We start from the raw sequence: 19,356 nt of genomic DNA, 5'->3' as shown, positions 1-19,356 counted from the left end.
AGTGGCACTAAAGTTTAGATAACGCAAAAAACATCAATCTCTATACTGTATTATAGTGTCATTCTAATAATTTTTTACACTACTATATTTACAATACACCATAGCGAAGCTAACAAAATATAATCCAGATGTATTATAAAATTTATAATTCCTACTCATCTTGCTAAAATATAATATTACAGTTTCGAAAAATGAAACTAGAATATTGTAATTCTAATAAAAAACCAGTTACAATAATGTAACTGGTTTTTCTAATTTTTGTACTCTTACCCACCAATTTTTGACGCCACTAGCGAGAGCGGGGGCTTTTATAAAAATAACCGATCTTTTAAAATTTCTAAAGATTTTATATTCATAAACATATTACATTTAATCTTTTCTTCTTCGATATTTATTATAAGTATTTCATTATTAGTAGGACGACTGCTTACAGATATTCCTTGCATAAAGTTATCTAAATAAAATTGATCACTTTTTACATCAACTTTTATTTCTCCATCATTTAAAGAATATTTAATTTTTGTTTCTTTATCTGATATAAGAATAGCATTTTTATAAAGATAAATTACTTCTCCTTCCTCTTTATAAAATATAAGTTTTAAACTTGATATTTGATTTTCATTCAGCAACACTTTATGAACAAATTGATTAATAGATTTTTCAGATAATGCAAAATTTGATATACTTTTGGTACATTCATTATCACTAGAAATTATCAATTGAGAAAACTTATGAACTGAAAGTTTATTACTTCTTTTCGAATTCATATCACAGTTTGTGAAAAAGGCTATAAAAATGATAGTATAAATGATTTTATTCATTTTAATTATTTCCAACTTTACGAAGCGGTAAGGTTTGTTCTTTTCTAATTTCATTTTCAAACTTTCTTGTATTTAATTCTTCTTTTGACAATGTTGTACCTGATCCATCAGGGTCAACAACTCCAGATGATTCTGTTGTAGCTTTTCCATTTACATGATTTCTAGCATGACCTAACTCATGTGCTAATCCTATCTCTGATGGTCTTTCATTACTTCCTTTTACATCTTTACCTCCAGTCGTTTTATCTGGATTATAACTTACTTCTGTATTACTCCCCCCGCTCCCGCTAGCGTCTCGCTAGTGGCACTACAGTTTAGATAACGCAAAAAACATCAATCTCTATACTGTCTACATAGTCTCCTGATAATTTTTTGCGTAACTATATTTACAATACACGATAGCGAAGCTAACAAAATATAATCCAGATGTATTATAAAATTTATAATTCCTGTTCATCTTGCTAAAATATAATATTACAGTTTCAAAAAATGAAACTAGAATATTGTAATCCTAATAAAAAACCAGTTACAATAATGTAACTGGTTTTTCTAATTTTTGTATTCTTACCCACCAATCTTTGACGCCACTAGCGGGAGCGGGGTAGAAAAAGTATCTATCTATAATCTAATTGATTCCCTTATCTCTAAGAAAAAACTAAAAGATAATCTTACGAACCTAATTTCTTCGTAAGTATATTGTATAAAAAAATCCACAACATTAATGCTGTGGATTTTTTATGTTTAGTCATACTGCTTTAAGCATCACGCGAAGTCAGGAGACTTTGCGCAGCTAGGGGAATTTCTAATTTTTATTGCATTCTTCTGTCTAGTTCTTCAATATATTTAGTAATATTTCTTGAAAAATGCATAGATGTTTCTTTCTTTAAAAGAGTATCTACTTCGGCATAAACCCATATAGTATCTTTTCTATGAACATAATACCACCCATATACTTTGTACCCTGGATCTGCTTTAAAATTCTCAATCCTATCTTTAATAATTGGCCCTTTAAAAGGTACTTTATCAATACCTCTATCAAAAGTAGTATTTTCAAAATTAAATCTTGCTTCATCTAGTAAATCCTGTTCTTTAGGAGGTTGACAAGAAGTTAAAAGAATACATAAAAATAGTAATCCTAAAGCTTTTTTAATTTGATATATTTCCTTTACCATAAAAATTTATTTTAAACTCTTTATTGTGTAAATTAAAAGGACTTCTATCTGCAACTATTCTACCCCCGACGGTTGCTGCATTCCTTATTCCTCTCTTAGCGTTTTCTTTAATACGTGTTAGAGGGGAACTAGCTGTACTTCGTCTATTATGCCTTCCAAAATCATAAACGTCAGGAGCTGCACTAACTTTATTTTCACCTTCGTAAGTAAAAGTAACATTTCCGTAAATAGCTCCATCTTCAGAATCAAAAAGTGTTTGTATTGGTTTAGTAGAACCTACACTTTTAAATTGTTCTGAAGAAATAAAACCCAAATCGACTTTAGATAAATCTACAAATAAAGGTTTTCCTCCTCCATTTCTATACCAGTCGTTTGCTTCTGATAATGTTATTTTCCCATCATAATCAGGTCGGTCTTTTAAGCCATTATAATTTTTAATTAATTTTTCACCAGCAGCTTCGTCTTTTAAACCTTCTGTGCCTAAATTATTTGATAATGCATCTTCATGAGACATCCCTTGTTCAAAATTCTCTGCTTCCATAACTATTGCTTTTCCTTGCAACCCTTGATCATCTGTACCTAAGAAATTACCTCCTGTATCATAAATCGGTGAAAAAGCAGCACGACCGTCTGGATCTATAAGATTAATTGGATTATTCATCATTGAGTTATATGGCGACCAACTTGAAAACTCCTCGCTTAATGGATCTGGTGACATCCAACGTCCTATAGCTCCATCATAGTTTCTAGCGCCAAAGTCGTGCCATTCTAACCCTAGTTCTGATTGTTCTTCTTTTCCATTAAACCCATAATTGTGGTTTCTTCCTCGTAGTGTACTATTATATCCAGAGTGAGTCATGCCGAAGGGATAATAGTTTTTTTCCTGTATGATTTCATCTTGTGTGATAACCCCATCTTTGTTTCTATCTGAATACGAGAGTCTTAAGTTTTGAAGGTGATCTTTAAACTGATATACATATTTGTACCCATCCGCTTCTTTCTCTACAATGCCTTCAGGATGGTTAAAGAACTCTAGCGTACCATTCTTATAGACGTAATTCCCAGCATACTCTGTTGTTAATGAACTTCCCTCTGTTGTAATCTTTTTTAATTTTACCCCAGTGGCATCGTAAATATAGGTAATATTTCCATTATGAGAAGCATTATTTACAGTTACTGTTTTGGGTAGATTTAAATGATTATAGGTAATCCCTGTAATCCCTTTGTTTTGATCCATAGTCATATTACCATTGGCATCATAGGTATAATCATCATTGGTATTGGTACCATCTTCAAACCCGCTGGCACCATCAATCTGTTCTTCAACTGTTAAGAGTTTATTCCCTGTGTCATAAGTATAGGATAGGTAATCTAATGCTACACTTTGATTAAGGCTTCCTTTTTTATGTCTTTTTAGTGATTTTAGGTTGCCGTTCTTATCATAGGTAATCCCAAAAACCCTAAACCAATCCTGCTCGCTATTATCCTGAGTATTATAATTTGCATTGGTAATTCGGTTTAAAGCATCATATTGATACCCATAAGCACGTTTGGTATTATCATTTGCTGTTTTCCAGGTGGTTTCACTAATGTTACCATTGTATAGGGCTGTTGCTCCCAGGTTTTCTGTAGTGGTGTTGTAATTAATCCCAAAAGCAAAAAGCTTGTTCCCAAGAGTTGCCTCGGGGTTGTTAATTTTGGTCAACCAACCCCGTACATTATAGGTGTAATCAATCGTTTGTAATCCTCCTCCTATTTGTTTACGTTCTAATTGCCCTAAAGCATCGTAGGTATTAGTTGCAATTACCTCTGGAGTTTGAGTATCTATCTTTTGAGTATGGGTGCCCATTCTACCCATATGATCATAGGTAAAGGTATCTATAGTAACAATTTCAGCATTATTGCCTTTCTTGTGTCTAGTAGTAGTCTCTTCTACCTTACCTACAAAATCCAGTTTGGTTTCTATAATATCAATACATCTTTATATTATATCAATTTTTGTTCTATATTTGGAAGAAATCTACTAAATATAAACTCAAAATTGGCACAATAATATTCATATGAAATACTTATTATTACTATTTATTTTAGGAATGACAAGTTGTTCTTCCCAATCTAAAGATTGTTTAAAATTTAAAACAGGAACTTTTAAATATTCTGATGATGATGATTGGATTATTACTCGTACTGATTCTACACAGATTGAGGTTAACAAAAAAAATGAGAGAACTTTAAAAAGTTCTATAAAATGGTTATCTGATTGCGAATTTGTTATTACTGTTGTAGAAGATAACAAAGGTTCTTCTAATATACTAGACAAGAAAATTACTGTAAAAATTTTGAATACTACTTCTAAAAGCTATCATTATGAAGCAACAGATGGGATTAAAAAAACAAAGAATATTCTAATAAAAATACAAGGTAAATAAAATTAAAAAAAACAGGTTATCATTATAATGACAGCCTGTTTTACTTGTTATCTATAGCAGAAATTAATCTCCCGAATAATTAATAAATTTTTTTTCTTCAAAAATTTTATCCCATTCTACAATTTGCTGCTTTGGATTATCTTTGTTTATGATTATTTTAAATTTAAAACCAACGCAATTATTTTTGTTTTTACACCAGCCTGAAAATATAAAATCAGTTCTTGATCTAGCTTTATATGTTTTACCCCCATATTTGTATTTATAATAAATACATCTTCCATTTTTAGAACATTTTTCAAGGCTAGTAATCGTAGCTATTGTTTCAAAAGGATTTTTTTCAACGGCAGCTCTTTCTATTATATTGTGTATAATAACATAGGCTATTATTCCAAATGTGATAACTAAAAATATTATTTTCTGATATATTTTTTTTGAACTCATTTATTTGTTGTTTTCAACTTCATTTACTATTTCCTCTTTAATAACTTCACCCCCTATATTCTCTGCTCCTTTAACAACTGTTTCTGTTAATATTTCACCCACTTTACTATTAGTAATTTCCTTTGATACATTTGACTGAACTTTACCCCCTCCAATTCCAATAACAAAATCCATCACCATTGCGGTTGGAGATTTAGCTTCTCCATTTGTAGAGCCAAAACCAGTTTCAATACTAATTCCATTTGCACCAATGTTTACATCTACTAATGCATCAGTTGCTTCTTTTGTAAGTGGTCCAATAACTGGAACATAATTCATCGCTATACTAACCGCATCAACTTCTCCAGTAGTTACAATTTGACTTGCTGCATCTACAGCAGAAACACCTGTTTGAAATAAAAAATTTCCTACAACAACTTCATCACCCGGAATAGGACTAACTATTGCCAGCGCTAAAGGAGCACTTTTTAAAGTGACTTCTAATGTTGTTTTGTTATACTGTCTTAATTCTTCTTTTGTAATTCCTTGAAGTGCTGGATCATGACTTGATAAAAACTCCTTCGTTTCTAATCCTTCAAGTTCAGTTCCTATACCCATTTTATTCTCTTGAAATGCATAGGTAGCATTATATGTATAATCTTCTGATAAAGGATCAATCTGCCAAAACCTACCAATACTACGATCACTTATACGGTAACGCCACTCATGCGTATTTAACCCTAAATCCTCGGTTAACTCTTGCCCTTGGAAGGTTTTTAAATTGTTTGTAGCATTTCTGATTGTGCTATTAACGCCTTTCCATGTCATACCAAAAGGGTAGTAGTTTTGTTCCCTACGTATTTCAGCAGCAGTGATAACATCATCTTTATTATTGTCTGCATAGGTGATTCGGGTATTTTTCCAGATATCCCTATGCTCATATACATAGGTAAAAGACCCATCGTCTTCCTGCTCGATATATCCTTCTGGGTGTGTAATTGATTTTAAAGAACCGTTCTCATATACAAAGTTACCATTATATTCTAAAATGTTTGTAGTTCCCCTGTCTAAAGCAATCTTTTTTAACTTCACACCATTGGCATCGTATACATACTGTACATTACCATCATGATCGGGATTAGTAACGTTTATTTGTGTAGGGAAGTTAAAATGGTTGTAGGTAACACTAGTAAGTCCCTTGTTTTTATCTTCAATAAGATTCCCGTTTGCATCATACACATAATCATTGCTTGTAAAGCTCCTGTCTTTAAAACCATAGACTTTATTTCCAGAATCGGTTACACTTAATAATTTATTACCACTATCATAAGTATAGCTCAGTACATCAAGGTTGGTGTAATTTGATGTGTTCTGCCAACCGCTACGGTTTAAGCTCATAATATTACCCATCTTATCATAGTTAATATTACTTACACTATAGTTACCATCACTACTGGTTGCACTTAATATTCGTTCAAATCCATCATAATCATAAGTATACCATCGCTCTACATTATCATTGGCAGTTTTCCATTCAGCTTCTGCTATGTTGTACTTATACTGTGGTTTTGCTCCATGCTCTGTGGTGTTGTAATTGATCTTAAAGGCAAAGAGGTTTATGCAAAAAAATAGGGGTCGTACCCTTTTTTTTGGTACTATTCTGCTGGTCAAAAAATTTAAAGAACGTATTGGTATTACTACCTCATGGTAAATGTACTAAAATAATGTGTAGGCCTACTAAAGCCATCCGCATTACCAAAGCTATCTTTACATAATCCTTATTATACCCGCACTTCCTATCGTCAGGGGCTATAACAGGGTTTATATAAAATAGCCGCGCACCGACTACTACATTTAAAGATTTTGACTTCTAACAAGCTATTTTTAGGAGAGATATTATAGTATTATACACATATAATCGTGTCGTAGACGTGATTCTAAGCATTGTGGGGTCATTCAGTCGCCATTAAGGCTAGTATTTTAATAAAAAGTGGAAGTCTGACTACTACAGCCACCGCATTCCACTTTTTCTTAAAATAGTTTTCCGTTTCGGGTAAGAACGATCGATCTTGAAGCTGAAGTGCGCAAAGGCTGCAAGCGTTGTGCTTCAGCTTCAAGATTGATCATAGCCATCTGGCGATTGAAGATGCCTGCGTGGCGAACGCAGAACAAGGCGTAGCCATAGCGGAGAGAGGAGCAACCGACGTAGACCGGGAGTGTAACGAAGGGATGCGCCAGACGATTTTTATGTGTTCCTCTTTACCTGTACTGAGCTTGCCGAAGTATCAATATTAACTTCCACATAAATAATCGGCTAGGTTGCGACCAAGCGGCGTAGCCCATGAAGCAGCGGTTTTGCTTAATTTAATATTCAGCGTTAGCGTACCTTATTGTTTTTAAGCAAAAAAGTAGCTGCGGGTGATGGAGGAAGGAGTCCCGCGAAGACCAGTAATAATTGCTGACGACCGAAGGCGAGGAAGTGATTATGGTGCGATAGCAACTGGCGAAGCAGGGAACGAGTGACGAAGGAACACCTTATAACAGCTTATAACAAAAGCCCTTTTCGGGCTGATGTTATAATAATACATTGGAGTGTAACGACTCACTTGGTATTATTCTATCCATAGGATAAAAGTAGGATTTGTGATAACCAGTAAATGCTATCTTCATGGTTTTTCTCTGATACGCTTAATTGATGTATTGCTGCTGCTAAGGAACTTTGTAAATAATTTAATTCTTCTTTGTCGGTAATGATGATTTCTATTTTCATAAGGATGGGTTTTGTAGTTTAATTTGCTTAATATATTGGATGGAAGTTATTTACGATTTCATGTAGGTTTTCCAGATCGTCCTGCAAGTAATTCTCTGTAGAACAGATGTGTTTATGTCCTGCCAAGTATTGTACCTTTCTAAGATTGTATTGTCCTAACCAGTGTATAATTACGCTTGCCCTGATTTGCTTGGCACTGGATATCTTTTGATTATAGGTTTTCATCTTTTTGATAAGGATGCTAATAATGGTAAACTGCTCGCCATAAGGAAAGAGCCTCTCGTGATCAGTAAGGTTTTTTACCCTCTTTTCTAATACGGGCCTAATGCTGTTTACGTACTCCATCATTTCCATGATCTGCCATGGTTTAAGATCCAGGGTACGTGCATTACTACGTTTTCTACCTGGGATATAGATTTTACCTTTTTGTAATTGCAGGTGTTCTAGTTTTAGGGTTCTAAAATCTTTGGTGTCCAGTCCTTGATACACTAATAATCCAATGATCATTTTATTACGTTTGGCAGTACATCTATAATAAGGTTCTTTGTTTTTATCAGTCTCAAAACTGTAATACAGGTCGTCAAGTTCTTCGGGTTCTAGTAGTGTATAGTTTGTATGTTTTTTTTCTCCACGTATAAAAGTACTTTCTATAGGGTTATCTATCCTGTAGGCTTCATCAATCAAGTATTTAAAGTAATTTCTAAGATGCCCCAGTTTATGATTGATCGTTTTTTTGCTATTGCCTTTTTTAGTAAGGTGTTCTATATATTTTAAACACATTTTATAATCAATCTGATCGGGTGTGGTTGCTCGTTTTTTACACCATTTGGTAAAATGACGGGCTTCATCTTCTTTAGTTCGTATGGTCTTTGGAGTATATCCAGTTTCTTGTAGATAATCGTTAAAAGTCTTCATCGGTAATGGTTTTTAATAGGTGAGTGTATACTTGAGTGCTTACCAGACTGCTATGTCCTAAAAAAGTTTTTATGCTTTCTATGGGTACTCCTTGTTGTAATAAGTGGGTAGCTATTGAGTGTCTAAGGGTATGAGGGGATATGTTTTTTTCAATAATACTTTTATCCCCTGTAGCATTGGCGATGGTTTTTACACGATCCAGAACCGTAACCCCACAAAGACGTGTACCTTGCGTCCCAATAAATAAAGCTTCGCTTTGTGCTGCTTTATAAAAGTTGGGTCTTGCATCATACATATAATCTTCTAGCATGCGTAGGTTATACCTATTGAGCGGTACAAAGCGTTCTTTATAATTTTTGCCTTTTCTTATGTGGATACGTTGCTTATCAAAAAGGATATCTTTTAGGTCAAGTTGTATGGCTTCATTTCTACGCATCCCACAACTGTACAGGCAAACTAATAAGGCTTTATCCCTTATTCGTATACATTCACGGGTATTACTATAATCAGTAGCCAAAAACAAGGCTTTGATTTCGGATTGGGTTAAGATATTGGTGCGTTCTTCGGTAGCATTGGTTTCGTATTTTAAATGTATACGTAAAGGTGTACTGGCATTATGTTGTATCAGGTAATTTCTAAACTTTCGTAGTGCATTCTGATGTTTGTTCAGGTAACTTTTACTTAATCCACCATCCCTGCGCTCATTGGCTCGTTGTTTTAATGCGTCATAGTATTTTTTTATGTCTTTTGGGGTCACTTTACTAAGGTCGCTGTGCCCGTGGCACTCTAACCAGTAAAAAAACTCTTGTAACTGTATAGGCATGCCATACACACTACTTTCTGCATAACCTAAGATATCTAACCATTGCTTAAAATCAGACAATAGTATCTTATAGCTATCGTTTTGTAGCTTTAATTTTTTCATACGGTATGTGTTTTTTAGAATTTTACGGAACGGGCTGTAATAAGTGGGTTAACTCGCTCTCTTTGTTTTAATTGGCTGTTCCGTTTTAGGAGTGGAACACTCTGGAACACCGGAACGGTCTATATTAGTTATACATTCTTGTAATGCTTTGGTAATCTGTTGTTCCAGTTCTTTATATTCATTAGGGTTAGTGATTTCATATTTGATACTGGTTTCACCTTTTTTCTTCCTCTGTTTTTTGATGTAGTAATTATCTTGTAACTGCTGATGATACCGCCATTGTGTAGTTTTTTTTACTTTTAATCTTCTGCGGATTTCTAATGCGGTAAAGGTGGTTTGTGTATTTTGATGTAAGTATTTTTTGAGTTCTTCTAAGTAATTACGGCATGCTCCTGTGATTTCATCACTTTTACGAAGTAGTGTTTCTTTAATCAGTTCATTAGCTGCCTGTATATCTTGGGTAGTGGTTTCTATATATTCTTCACCAGTTTGTTCATCGTATTTACGTTCCCGTTGATACTGACAGTAAAAGGTAACGGCTTCTATAAATTGTAAATAGTGGCTGTTAGTCCTTCGGGGTTTAAATACGGATTCGGGTAAACTTAAGTATTCTGCATACGGATTAATGACTTTGATTGGTTTTAATATCCTTTGTACATCACGTAAAAATCGTGCTGCGATAAACTCATCATCATTATTTATTTTCCCTGCTGATAATAACCGCTGATAGTGCATGATTTTTTTATCTTGTTCTGCTGATTCATCGATGTAGAGTAAAAAGCTACGATTGCTATTATCTTCATAAATACTTTCTTGTGTAGTACAACCTGATACACTTACAGGGCCTTCTACAGTAAGATGTATCGTTTTAGTTGTTCCTTTTTTGTCTTTATGGACTACGGTTTTGGTAATCTTCTTTTTAGATTGTAGTTCCCGTAATGGATAAAGCACACTTTCTGCACCGTCTAAATCCTCGATTAAGATTAATTTGTGTTGTAATTCTGTTCTATTAAAGTAGTAAAAAGCATTAGCTGATAATACTGTGATTTCTATTTTATCTTCATCAGGGATTAATTCTGCTACTTTTGATTGTAAATGTGTTTTACCAACTCCACTACTACCAAGACTAATACAATGTAATGGATTATTGGTTTTTCTACTGGTAAAGATCAGATACATTAATAATCGGTTGGTTTCTTCTCCGATTACTCCTGATTGACCTATTAAATCATTTGTGTTTTTTAGTAAATCCTTCCTTTTTAAAAATGCCTCTGCGGCTCGCAGTTCTTTGGCACTTAGGATATGTAAGGATGCTTGGTTTGCTTCATTTTCTTTGTCTAGTTCCTCGATCCTATAGTGTTCTAATGCTGTGGTAAGTTCCTGCAATGTGGTACGCACTACAGTTGTACCAATCTCGATACGCTCTGCAATTTTTCTAACAAACTTCTCAATCATGTTATCATTGTAAAGATCAATACTGTGTCTTAGTACATTTACACTTTTAGGTTTCTGTATGCTTAATGTAACTCGCATACGTTCTAGATTAGTAAACTTGATACCGCCCAAGATGTGGATTTCTAAGTATGTATTGATGTATTCGTAGTTGTATGGATTATGAGTTTTTAACATAATAAAACTATTTTAATTAACCTTTTACGGTCAAAATTAATCTTATCAATCCAATAAGACAAATTTTATCATGCTTTTTTTAATCGATTAAGAGTTATATATTTGCCTTATATCGTAATTCACGTGTATTTATAACCGTTTAAGTCTAATTATAATGTTATCATTTGGTAAACGTATTTCTATTTTAAGAAAAGAGTTAAAACTGTCTCAAACAGATTTAGCTAATCAACTTGATACTTCGGTAAGCGTTATTTCTCGTTATGAACTTGATAAAATGACACCGTCGGTTGATACTGCCAAAAAACTTGCAAAGCTTCTTAATACTTCTGTAGGTTATTTACTCGGTGAGAACGATAATGCAGAACTTTTTAAAGACCCTGAGATGTTAAAACGTTTTCAAGATATCACAGAGTTTAAAGAAGAAGATAGAAAGTATATTTTATACACTCTTGATGCTCTTATCAAAAATGTAAAACTTAAATCTATAGCATAAAAAAACAAGCCACAAGATTTAACTTGTAGCTTGTTTTTTAATTTAATTGGTAAAAAGGTTTATTGTTTTACTTCTACTTTCTGTCTTGTACTATCCTTAGATTTAAGTTGTAATTTCCCTTCTTTTAAACTATAATTTGATATGATAGAATCAACTAATTCTGAGTAATTATTTTGATCGACGTAATTGTCTAACGTATTCTTAACTAGTGTAACTCTTAATAAATTTTCCTCTTGCACTATTTCTGAGTATGACTTTATAACAAGTTCTGCTATATCATCAACTTTATGAGATAGTAACATTTTATCTATAAGTTTTCCATTATTGTCAAACTGAAAAAGATACCAAGAAGATGTTTCGTCTTCATTAATAAAATAAATGATAGCAGAACAAGGTACCGATTTAGGAGAAGAATGATAAAAACTCTTAGAGTTACTTCTTTCTATCACTTTTGAAAAGTAACTTGCATAATTCTCATCAATAGCAATCATCCCTTTTAACTCACCTCCCTTAACAAGTTCAATATCAAAAAGTTTCTGTTTTGTATTAAGGTCATTATCATTGATGTATTTGCAATTAATATAAATCTCTCCTTCCTTAATAAAAAAGATTTTTTGTGAAGCCTTAGTATTAGTAGCTACATTATCTTTTTTAATATTATTTTCTTTAGTAATATCATTTGAACTTACGTTATCAGAAGATTTATCACTCTTTTTTTCACTACTAATACTATTACAACTAGTAATAAAAAGTAGTATACATAATATTTTTAAAAGCGTTTTAGTCATATTCATTATAGTTTTTAATCAACAATTGGAGTTGGTGGTATTATAATTGGTGTTGGTACTGGTATAGGTGCAGGTGTTGGAACAGGTATAGTTCCTCCTCCAGGAATCGGCCCTGGTGTTGGAGATGGCGTAATACCTCCAGGTGTAATTGTACTAACATCAGATGCCTTTCCTCTATTAAGAAAGTCACTATATGGTTTGTAATATTTAATATATTCGTCATCAGGTATAATAAGGGAAAAAGACTCATTAGCAGCTTCAAATTGAGATAGTGTTAAAGGGCCTACAAATCCTTCTCCTGCAGGTCTTCCTGCTCCAACAAACTCCCTTTCATATTTACCACCTTTCCATAACGCTCCATCAGTTGAAGTATTATACTTATCATTTATACTTATTCCTCCTTTATTATATGTTGATTGTATAATATGCAAAGTACCATCATTATTAACTCTAGTTACAACACCAGTATGGCTAATTCTAGTAGTACCTGGTTTTCTCCAATATACAAAATCTCCTGCTTTAACTTCTGATATATTTGTAACCCATTGACCGTTTTCTTGATAATATTTAGCTTGTGTTCTACTATCTCTACCCGGATCATAACCATCTGCTAATGCTACTTCTCTTGCAAATTCAGAACAATCTACATAATTATCATTATAAGCTGCTGTTCCGCCTACCATTTTATAAGTTCTCGTATCAGAACTATTTATACTTTTAGCAGCAGCTACTCTATCTCCTGGCCCCATTGGTAACATTCCATCAATATCTATATAAAGAACAGGGTTATCAAAAGCATATGAAAAAGGAGAGAACGAAGGCATAAATTCTGCTAAGGGGTCAATGTTCATCCATCTACCTAATGCAGGATCATAATTTCTAGCTCCAAAATCAAGCATACCAAAATCTAAAGAATTTTGTTCCTCTTTACCATTAAATCCAAAGTTATGCTTTCTGCCTCTTATTGTATAATTATATCCTTTTTGAACTAATCCAAAAGGATAATAATTTTTTTCTTCTCGGATTTCATTAGTATAATCACCATCGCCATCAATATCAACACCATTTCTAACAACATCAATTTTACCATCCTTATCATTATCAGCATATCTTAACCTTACTGATCCAAGATGATCCTTATATTCGTAAATGTAAGTATAAGTCCCATCGCTTTCAGGTTCTACATATCCTTCTTTATGATCAAAAAATGATAGCTCATTATTCTCATAAATATAATTGTTAGCATATTCTGTCATTGTTACAGAGGCACCATTAGTTACCTGTTTCTTAAGTTTAATGCCATATGCATCGTACACATAACTAATTTTCTTTGAACTAGAGTTATTAAAAGTAATTTCTACAGGCATGTTAAGATGATTATAAGTCATACTCGTAATACCTTTATTACGGTCTATAATCATATTGCCATTTTCATCATACGCAAAATCATCGTTGGTATTAGTACCATCTTTAAAGCCATAGGTTTTGTTCCCTGTATCAGTTACTCTCATTAATTTATTACCTACATCGTAAGTATACCCTAAATTGTCCATTATACCAAAATCGTTAACTCTTGATATATCTGGGCTGGACACTATTGTTCCTTTTCGTTGTAAAGTTAAAATATTTCCATTTCTATCATAAGATACAGAAGTTAAATCATACCGACCATCACTACTTTTAGCCTTAATCAAACGATTCATAGCATCATAATTAAATCCATATCCTCTTTTAGTATTGTCATTAGCAGTTTTCCAAGTCGTTTCACTAATGTTACCATTATATAAAGCAGTTGCTCCCAGATTTTCTGTAGTTGTATTGTAATTAATTTTAAAGGCAAAGAGGTTTATGCAAAAAAATAGGGGTCGTACCCTTTTTTTTGGTACTATTCTGCTGGTCAAAAAATTTAAAGAACGTATTGGTATTACTACCTCATGGTAAATGTACTAAAATAATGTGTAGGCCTACTAAAGCCATCCGCATTACCAAAGCTATCTTTACATAATCCTTATTATACCCGCACTTCCTATCGTCAGGGGCTATAACAGGGTTTATATAAAATAGCCGCGCACCGACTACTACATTTAAAGATTTTGACTTCTAACAAGCTATTTTTAGGAGAGATATTATAGTATTATACACATATAATCGTGTCGTAGACGTGATTCTAAGCATTGTGGGGTCATTCAGTCGCCATTAAGGCTAGTATTTTAATAAAAAGTGGAAGTCTGACTACTACAGCCACCGCATTCCACTTTTTCTTAAAATAGTTTTCCGTTTCGGGTAAGAACGATCGATCTTGAAGCTGAAGTGCGCAAAGGCTGCAAGCGTTGTGCTTCAGCTTCAAGATTGATCATAGCCATCTGGCGATTGAAGATGCCTGCGTGGCGAACGCAGAACAAGGCGTAGCCATAGCGGAGAGAGGAGCAACCGACGTAGACCGGGAGTGTAACGAAGGGATGCGCCAGACGATTTTTATGTGTTCCTCTTTACCTGTACTGAGCTTGCCGAAGTATCAATATTAACTTCCACATAAATAATCGGCTAGGTTGCGACCAAGCGGCGTAGCCCATGAAGCAGCGGTTTTGCTTAATTTAATATTCAGCGTTAGCGTACCTTATTGTTTTTAAGCAAAAAAGTAGCTGCGGGTGATGGAGGAAGGAGTCCCGCGAAGACCAGTAATAATTGCTGACGACCGAAGGCGAGGAAGTGATTATGGTGCGATAGCAACTGGCGAAGCAGGGAACGAGTGACGAAGGAACACCTTATAACAGCTTATAACAAAAGCCCTTTTCGGGCTGATGTTATAATAATACATTGGAGTGTAACGACTCACTTGGTATTATTCTATCCATAGGATAAAAGTAGGATTTGTGATAACCAGTAAATGCTATCTTCATGGTTTTTCTCTGATACGCTTAATTGATGTATTGCTGCTGCTAAGGAACTTTGTAAATAATTTAATTCTTCTTTGTCGGTAATGATGATTTCTATTTTCATAAGGATGGGTTTTGTAGTTTAATTTGCTTAATATATTGGATGGAAGTTATTTACGATTTCATGTAGGTTTTCCAGATCGTCCTGCAAGTAATTCTCTGTAGAACAGATGTGTTTATGTCCTGCCAAGTATTGTACCTTTCTAAGATTGTATTGTCCTAACCAGTGTATAATTACGCTTGCCCTGATTTGCTTGGCACTGGATATCTTTTGATTATAGGTTTTCATCTTTTTGATAAGGATGCTAATAATGGTAAACTGCTCGCCATAAGGAAAGAGCCTCTCGTGATCAGTAAGGTTTTTTACCCTCTTTTCTAATACGGGCCTAATGCTGTTTACGTACTCCATCATTTCCATGATCTGCCATGGTTTAAGATCCAGGGTACGTGCATTACTACGTTTTCTACCTGGGATATAGATTTTACCTTTTTGTAATTGCAGGTGTTCTAGTTTTAGGGTTCTAAAATCTTTGGTGTCCAGTCCTTGATACACTAATAATCCAATGATCATTTTATTACGTTTGGCAGTACATCTATAATAAGGTTCTTTGTTTTTATCAGTCTCAAAACTGTAATACAGGTCGTCAAGTTCTTCGGGTTCTAGTAGTGTATAGTTTGTATGTTTTTTTTCTCCACGTATAAAAGTACTTTCTATAGGGTTATCTATCCTGTAGGCTTCATCAATCAAGTATTTAAAGTAATTTCTAAGATGCCCCAGTTTATGATTGATCGTTTTTTTGCTATTGCCTTTTTTAGTAAGGTGTTCTATATATTTTAAACACATTTTATAATCAATCTGATCGGGTGTGGTTGCTCGTTTTTTACACCATTTGGTAAAATGACGGGCTTCATCTTCTTTAGTTCGTATGGTCTTTGGAGTATATCCAGTTTCTTGTAGATAATCGTTAAAAGTCTTCATCGGTAATGGTTTTTAATAGGTGAGTGTATACTTGAGTGCTTACCAGACTGCTATGTCCTAAAAAAGTTTTTATGCTTTCTATGGGTACTCCTTGTTGTAATAAGTGGGTAGCTATTGAGTGTCTAAGGGTATGAGGGGATATGTTTTTTTCAATAATACTTTTATCCCCTGTAGCATTGGCGATGGTTTTTACACGATCCAGAACCGTAACCCCACAAAGACGTGTACCTTGCGTCCCAATAAATAAAGCTTCGCTTTGTGCTGCTTTATAAAAGTTGGGTCTTGCATCATACATATAATCTTCTAGCATGCGTAGGTTATACCTATTGAGCGGTACAAAGCGTTCTTTATAATTTTTGCCTTTTCTTATGTGGATACGTTGCTTATCAAAAAGGATATCTTTTAGGTCAAGTTGTATGGCTTCATTTCTACGCATCCCACAACTGTACAGGCAAACTAATAAGGCTTTATCCCTTATTCGTATACATTCACGGGTATTACTATAATCAGTAGCCAAAAACAAGGCTTTGATTTCGGATTGGGTTAAGATATTGGTGCGTTCTTCGGTAGCATTGGTTTCGTATTTTAAATGTATACGTAAAGGTGTACTGGCATTATGTTGTATCAGGTAATTTCTAAACTTTCGTAGTGCATTCTGATGTTTGTTCAGGTAACTTTTACTTAATCCACCATCCCTGCGCTCATTGGCTCGTTGTTTTAATGCGTCATAGTATTTTTTTATGTCTTTTGGGGTCACTTTACTAAGGTCGCTGTGCCCGTGGCACTCTAACCAGTAAAAAAACTCTTGTAACTGTATAGGCATGCCATACACACTACTTTCTGCATAACCTAAGATATCTAACCATTGCTTAAAATCAGACAATAGTATCTTATAGCTATCGTTTTGTAGCTTTAATTTTTTCATACGGTATGTGTTTTTTAGAATTTTACGGAACGGGCTGTAATAAGTGGGTTAACTCGCTCTCTTTGTTTTAATTGGCTGTTCCGTTTTAGGAGTGGAACACTCTGGAACACCGGAACGGTCTATATTAGTTATACATTCTTGTAATGCTTTGGTAATCTGTTGTTCCAGTTCTTTATATTCATTAGGGTTAGTGATTTCATATTTGATACTGGTTTCACCTTTTTTCTTCCTCTGTTTTTTGATGTAGTAATTATCTTGTAACTGCTGATGATACCGCCATTGTGTAGTTTTTTTTACTTTTAATCTTCTGCGGATTTCTAATGCGGTAAAGGTGGTTTGTGTATTTTGATGTAAGTATTTTTTGAGTTCTTCTAAGTAATTACGGCATGCTCCTGTGATTTCATCACTTTTACGAAGTAGTGTTTCTTTAATCAGTTCATTAGCTGCCTGTATATCTTGGGTAGTGGTTTCTATATATTCTTCACCAGTTTGTTCATCGTATTTACGTTCCCGTTGATACTGACAGTAAAAGGTAACGGCTTCTATAAATTGTAAATAGTGGCTGTTAGTCCTTCGGGGTTTAAATACGGATTCGGGTAAACTTAAGTATTCTGCATACGGATTAATGACTTTGATTGGTTTTAATATCCTTTGTACATCACGTAAAAATCGTGCTGCGATAAACTCATCATCATTATTTATTTTCCCTGCTGATAATAACCGCTGATAGTGCATGATTTTTTTATCTTGTTCTGCTGATTCATCGATGTAGAGTAAAAAGCTACGATTGCTATTATCTTCATAAATACTTTCTTGTGTAGTACAACCTGATACACTTACAGGGCCTTCTACAGTAAGATGTATCGTTTTAGTTGTTCCTTTTTTGTCTTTATGGACTACGGTTTTGGTAATCTTCTTTTTAGATTGTAGTTCCCGTAATGGATAAAGCACACTTTCTGCACCGTCTAAATCCTCGATTAAGATTAATTTGTGTTGTAATTCTGTTCTATTAAAGTAGTAAAAAGCATTAGCTGATAATACTGTGATTTCTATTTTATCTTCATCAGGGATTAATTCTGCTACTTTTGATTGTAAATGTGTTTTACCAACTCCACTACTACCAAGACTAATACAATGTAATGGATTATTGGTTTTTCTACTGGTAAAGATCAGATACATTAATAATCGGTTGGTTTCTTCTCCGATTACTCCTGATTGACCTATTAAATCATTTGTGTTTTTTAGTAAATCCTTCCTTTTTAAAAATGCCTCTGCGGCTCGCAGTTCTTTGGCACTTAGGATATGTAAGGATGCTTGGTTTGCTTCATTTTCTTTGTCTAGTTCCTCGATCCTATAGTGTTCTAATGCTGTGGTAAGTTCCTGCAATGTGGTACGCACTACAGTTGTACCAATCTCGATACGCTCTGCAATTTTTCTAACAAACTTCTCAATCATGTTATCATTGTAAAGATCAATACTGTGTCTTAGTACATTTACACTTTTAGGTTTCTGTATGCTTAATGTAACTCGCATACGTTCTAGATTAGTAAACTTGATACCGCCCAAGATGTGGATTTCTAAGTATGTATTGATGTATTCGTAGTTGTATGGATTATGAGTTTTTAACATAATAAAACTATTTTAATTAACCTTTTACGGTCAAAATTAATCTTATCAATCCAATAAGACAAATTTTATCATGCTTTTTTTAATCGATTAAGAGTTATATATTTGCCTTATATCGTAATTCACGTGTATTTATAACCGTTTAAGTCTAATTATAATGTTATCATTTGGTAAACGTATTTCTATTTTAAGAAAAGAGTTAAAACTGTCTCAAACAGATTTAGCTAATCAACTTGATACTTCGGTAAGCGTTATTTCTCGTTATGAACTTGATAAAATGACACCGTCGGTTGATACTGCCAAAAAACTTGCAAAGCTTCTTAATACTTCTGTAGGTTATTTACTCGGTGAGAACGATAATGCAGAACTTTTTAAAGACCCTGAGATGTTAAAACGTTTTCAAGATATCACAGAGTTTAAAGAAGAAGATAGAAAGTATATTTTATACACTCTTGATGCTCTTATCAAAAATGTAAAACTTAAATCTATAGCATAAAAAAACAAGCCACAAGATTTAACTTGTAGCTT

Annotated in this window: 18 protein-coding genes and 1 pseudogene; 3 read left to right on the top strand and 16 right to left on the bottom strand. The window is 33.7% G+C overall.

Features of this window, described 5'->3' with window-relative positions:
* Positions 1–308: 308 nt before the first annotated feature.
* The 4 genes and pseudogenes from AAFU52_RS01690 to AAFU52_RS01675 all read right to left on the bottom strand — a co-directional run bounded on the left by AAFU52_RS01690 (position 309) and on the right by AAFU52_RS01675 (position 3,842).
* Positions 309–875, bottom strand: a complete 567-nt coding sequence (locus AAFU52_RS01690) for a hypothetical protein (RefSeq protein WP_438424970.1) — start codon at positions 873–875, stop codon at positions 309–311.
* Positions 823–1,095 (bottom strand): annotated as a pseudogene (locus AAFU52_RS01685) (M91 family zinc metallopeptidase); the annotation flags it as partial. The pseudogene AAFU52_RS01685 and the gene AAFU52_RS01690, both read right to left, overlap by 53 nt.
* Positions 1,096–1,630: 535 nt before the next feature.
* The gene (locus AAFU52_RS01680; RefSeq protein WP_024770721.1) at positions 1,631–1,993 is read right to left on the bottom strand and encodes a hypothetical protein; all 363 of its coding nucleotides are present in this window, start codon (positions 1,991–1,993) and stop codon (positions 1,631–1,633) included.
* Positions 1,968–3,842 (bottom strand): RHS repeat domain-containing protein, encoded by a 1,875-nt coding sequence (locus tag AAFU52_RS01675; protein WP_438424969.1) that lies wholly within the window; start codon positions 3,840–3,842, stop codon positions 1,968–1,970. Before AAFU52_RS01675 ends, AAFU52_RS01680 begins: the two co-directional genes overlap by 26 nt.
* A gap of 211 nt (positions 3,843–4,053) precedes the next feature.
* Between AAFU52_RS01675 and AAFU52_RS01670 the strand changes: the two genes are divergently transcribed.
* On the top strand, positions 4,054–4,422 hold the full coding sequence (locus tag AAFU52_RS01670) for a hypothetical protein (RefSeq protein ID WP_438424967.1): 369 nt from the start codon (positions 4,054–4,056) through the stop codon (positions 4,420–4,422).
* A 63-nt stretch (positions 4,423–4,485) separates the two neighbouring features.
* On the opposite strand, the gene AAFU52_RS01665 is transcribed toward AAFU52_RS01670, so the two are convergent.
* From AAFU52_RS01665 to AAFU52_RS01640, 6 genes are all read right to left on the bottom strand, one after another.
* The gene (locus AAFU52_RS01665; protein WP_438424965.1) at positions 4,486–4,863 is read right to left on the bottom strand and encodes a hypothetical protein; all 378 of its coding nucleotides are present in this window, start codon (positions 4,861–4,863) and stop codon (positions 4,486–4,488) included.
* On the bottom strand, positions 4,864–6,513 hold the full coding sequence (locus tag AAFU52_RS01660; RefSeq protein ID WP_438424963.1) for an RHS repeat domain-containing protein: 1,650 nt from the start codon (positions 6,511–6,513) through the stop codon (positions 4,864–4,866).
* 946 nt (positions 6,514–7,459) lie between these two features.
* Positions 7,460–7,612, bottom strand: coding sequence for a hypothetical protein (locus AAFU52_RS01655; RefSeq protein WP_438424959.1), 153 nt, complete (start codon positions 7,610–7,612; stop codon positions 7,460–7,462).
* Between the two features lie 27 nt (positions 7,613–7,639).
* The gene (locus tag AAFU52_RS01650) at positions 7,640–8,527 is read right to left on the bottom strand and encodes a tyrosine-type recombinase/integrase (RefSeq protein ID WP_438424957.1); all 888 of its coding nucleotides are present in this window, start codon (positions 8,525–8,527) and stop codon (positions 7,640–7,642) included.
* A complete protein-coding gene (locus AAFU52_RS01645) occupies positions 8,514–9,452 on the bottom strand; it encodes a tyrosine-type recombinase/integrase (RefSeq protein ID WP_438424955.1) in 939 nt (312 codons plus the stop codon). The genes AAFU52_RS01650 and AAFU52_RS01645 overlap by 14 nt, the downstream gene beginning before the upstream one ends.
* A gap of 48 nt (positions 9,453–9,500) precedes the next feature.
* Positions 9,501–11,081, bottom strand: a complete 1,581-nt coding sequence (locus AAFU52_RS01640; protein WP_438424953.1) for a hypothetical protein — start codon at positions 11,079–11,081, stop codon at positions 9,501–9,503.
* Between the two features lie 154 nt (positions 11,082–11,235).
* Here AAFU52_RS01640 and AAFU52_RS01635 point away from each other — a divergent pair, with 154 nt between their 5' ends.
* Positions 11,236–11,574 (top strand): helix-turn-helix domain-containing protein, encoded by a 339-nt coding sequence (locus AAFU52_RS01635; RefSeq protein WP_438424950.1) that lies wholly within the window; start codon positions 11,236–11,238, stop codon positions 11,572–11,574.
* Between the two features lie 59 nt (positions 11,575–11,633).
* Here AAFU52_RS01635 and AAFU52_RS01630 read toward each other — a convergent pair whose 3' ends face one another.
* The 6 genes from AAFU52_RS01630 to AAFU52_RS01605 form a co-directional block, all read right to left on the bottom strand.
* Positions 11,634–12,362 carry a hypothetical protein gene (locus AAFU52_RS01630; protein WP_438424948.1) on the bottom strand — a complete coding sequence of 243 codons (729 nt, stop codon included), beginning with the start codon at positions 12,360–12,362 and terminating at the stop codon, positions 11,634–11,636.
* A gap of 14 nt (positions 12,363–12,376) precedes the next feature.
* Positions 12,377–14,263, bottom strand: a complete 1,887-nt coding sequence (locus AAFU52_RS01625) for an RHS repeat-associated core domain-containing protein (RefSeq protein WP_438424960.1) — start codon at positions 14,261–14,263, stop codon at positions 12,377–12,379.
* Positions 14,264–15,209: 946 nt separating this feature from the next.
* Complete coding sequence (locus AAFU52_RS01620) at positions 15,210–15,362, bottom strand: hypothetical protein (protein ID WP_438424959.1); 153 nt, start codon at positions 15,360–15,362, stop codon at positions 15,210–15,212.
* Positions 15,363–15,389: 27 nt separating this feature from the next.
* Positions 15,390–16,277 carry a tyrosine-type recombinase/integrase gene (locus AAFU52_RS01615; protein WP_438424957.1) on the bottom strand — a complete coding sequence of 296 codons (888 nt, stop codon included), beginning with the start codon at positions 16,275–16,277 and terminating at the stop codon, positions 15,390–15,392.
* Positions 16,264–17,202, bottom strand: coding sequence for a tyrosine-type recombinase/integrase (locus AAFU52_RS01610; RefSeq protein WP_438424955.1), 939 nt, complete (start codon positions 17,200–17,202; stop codon positions 16,264–16,266). The genes AAFU52_RS01615 and AAFU52_RS01610 overlap by 14 nt, the downstream gene beginning before the upstream one ends.
* Positions 17,203–17,250: 48 nt before the next feature.
* A complete protein-coding gene (locus AAFU52_RS01605; protein WP_438424953.1) occupies positions 17,251–18,831 on the bottom strand; it encodes a hypothetical protein in 1,581 nt (526 codons plus the stop codon).
* Positions 18,832–18,985: 154 nt separating this feature from the next.
* Between AAFU52_RS01605 and AAFU52_RS01600 the strand changes: the two genes are divergently transcribed.
* A complete protein-coding gene (locus tag AAFU52_RS01600) occupies positions 18,986–19,324 on the top strand; it encodes a helix-turn-helix domain-containing protein (protein WP_438424950.1) in 339 nt (112 codons plus the stop codon).
* The last annotated feature ends 32 nt before the right edge of the window (positions 19,325–19,356 follow it).

Source organism: Aquimarina macrocephali, from assembly GCF_051627225.1.
Taxonomy (GTDB): Bacteria; Bacteroidota; Bacteroidia; order Flavobacteriales; family Flavobacteriaceae; genus Aquimarina; species Aquimarina macrocephali.
The sequence above is the reverse complement of the archived record's forward strand: the minus strand, read 5'-3'. Positions and strand labels throughout refer to the sequence as shown.

Coding starts and splice junctions, on each gene's coding strand:
- AAFU52_RS01665 (WP_438424965.1), bottom strand. CDS start 4,863: ATGAGTTCAAAAAAAATATATCAGAAAATAATATTTTTAGTTATCACA.
- AAFU52_RS01630 (WP_438424948.1), bottom strand. CDS start 12,362: ATGACTAAAACGCTTTTAAAAATATTATGTATACTACTTTTTATTACT.
- AAFU52_RS01640 (WP_438424953.1), bottom strand. CDS start 11,081: ATGTTAAAAACTCATAATCCATACAACTACGAATACATCAATACATAC.
- AAFU52_RS01620 (WP_438424959.1), bottom strand. CDS start 15,362: ATGAAAATAGAAATCATCATTACCGACAAAGAAGAATTAAATTATTTA.
- AAFU52_RS01635 (WP_438424950.1), top strand. CDS start 11,236: ATGTTATCATTTGGTAAACGTATTTCTATTTTAAGAAAAGAGTTAAAA.
- AAFU52_RS01655 (WP_438424959.1), bottom strand. CDS start 7,612: ATGAAAATAGAAATCATCATTACCGACAAAGAAGAATTAAATTATTTA.
- AAFU52_RS01690 (WP_438424970.1), bottom strand. CDS start 875: ATGAAATTAGAAAAGAACAAACCTTACCGCTTCGTAAAGTTGGAAATA.
- AAFU52_RS01615 (WP_438424957.1), bottom strand. CDS start 16,277: ATGAAGACTTTTAACGATTATCTACAAGAAACTGGATATACTCCAAAG.
- AAFU52_RS01670 (WP_438424967.1), top strand. CDS start 4,054: ATGAAATACTTATTATTACTATTTATTTTAGGAATGACAAGTTGTTCT.
- AAFU52_RS01645 (WP_438424955.1), bottom strand. CDS start 9,452: ATGAAAAAATTAAAGCTACAAAACGATAGCTATAAGATACTATTGTCT.
- AAFU52_RS01610 (WP_438424955.1), bottom strand. CDS start 17,202: ATGAAAAAATTAAAGCTACAAAACGATAGCTATAAGATACTATTGTCT.
- AAFU52_RS01650 (WP_438424957.1), bottom strand. CDS start 8,527: ATGAAGACTTTTAACGATTATCTACAAGAAACTGGATATACTCCAAAG.
- AAFU52_RS01605 (WP_438424953.1), bottom strand. CDS start 18,831: ATGTTAAAAACTCATAATCCATACAACTACGAATACATCAATACATAC.
- AAFU52_RS01675 (WP_438424969.1), bottom strand. CDS start 3,842: ATGGGCACCCATACTCAAAAGATAGATACTCAAACTCCAGAGGTAATT.
- AAFU52_RS01600 (WP_438424950.1), top strand. CDS start 18,986: ATGTTATCATTTGGTAAACGTATTTCTATTTTAAGAAAAGAGTTAAAA.
- AAFU52_RS01680 (WP_024770721.1), bottom strand. CDS start 1,993: ATGGTAAAGGAAATATATCAAATTAAAAAAGCTTTAGGATTACTATTT.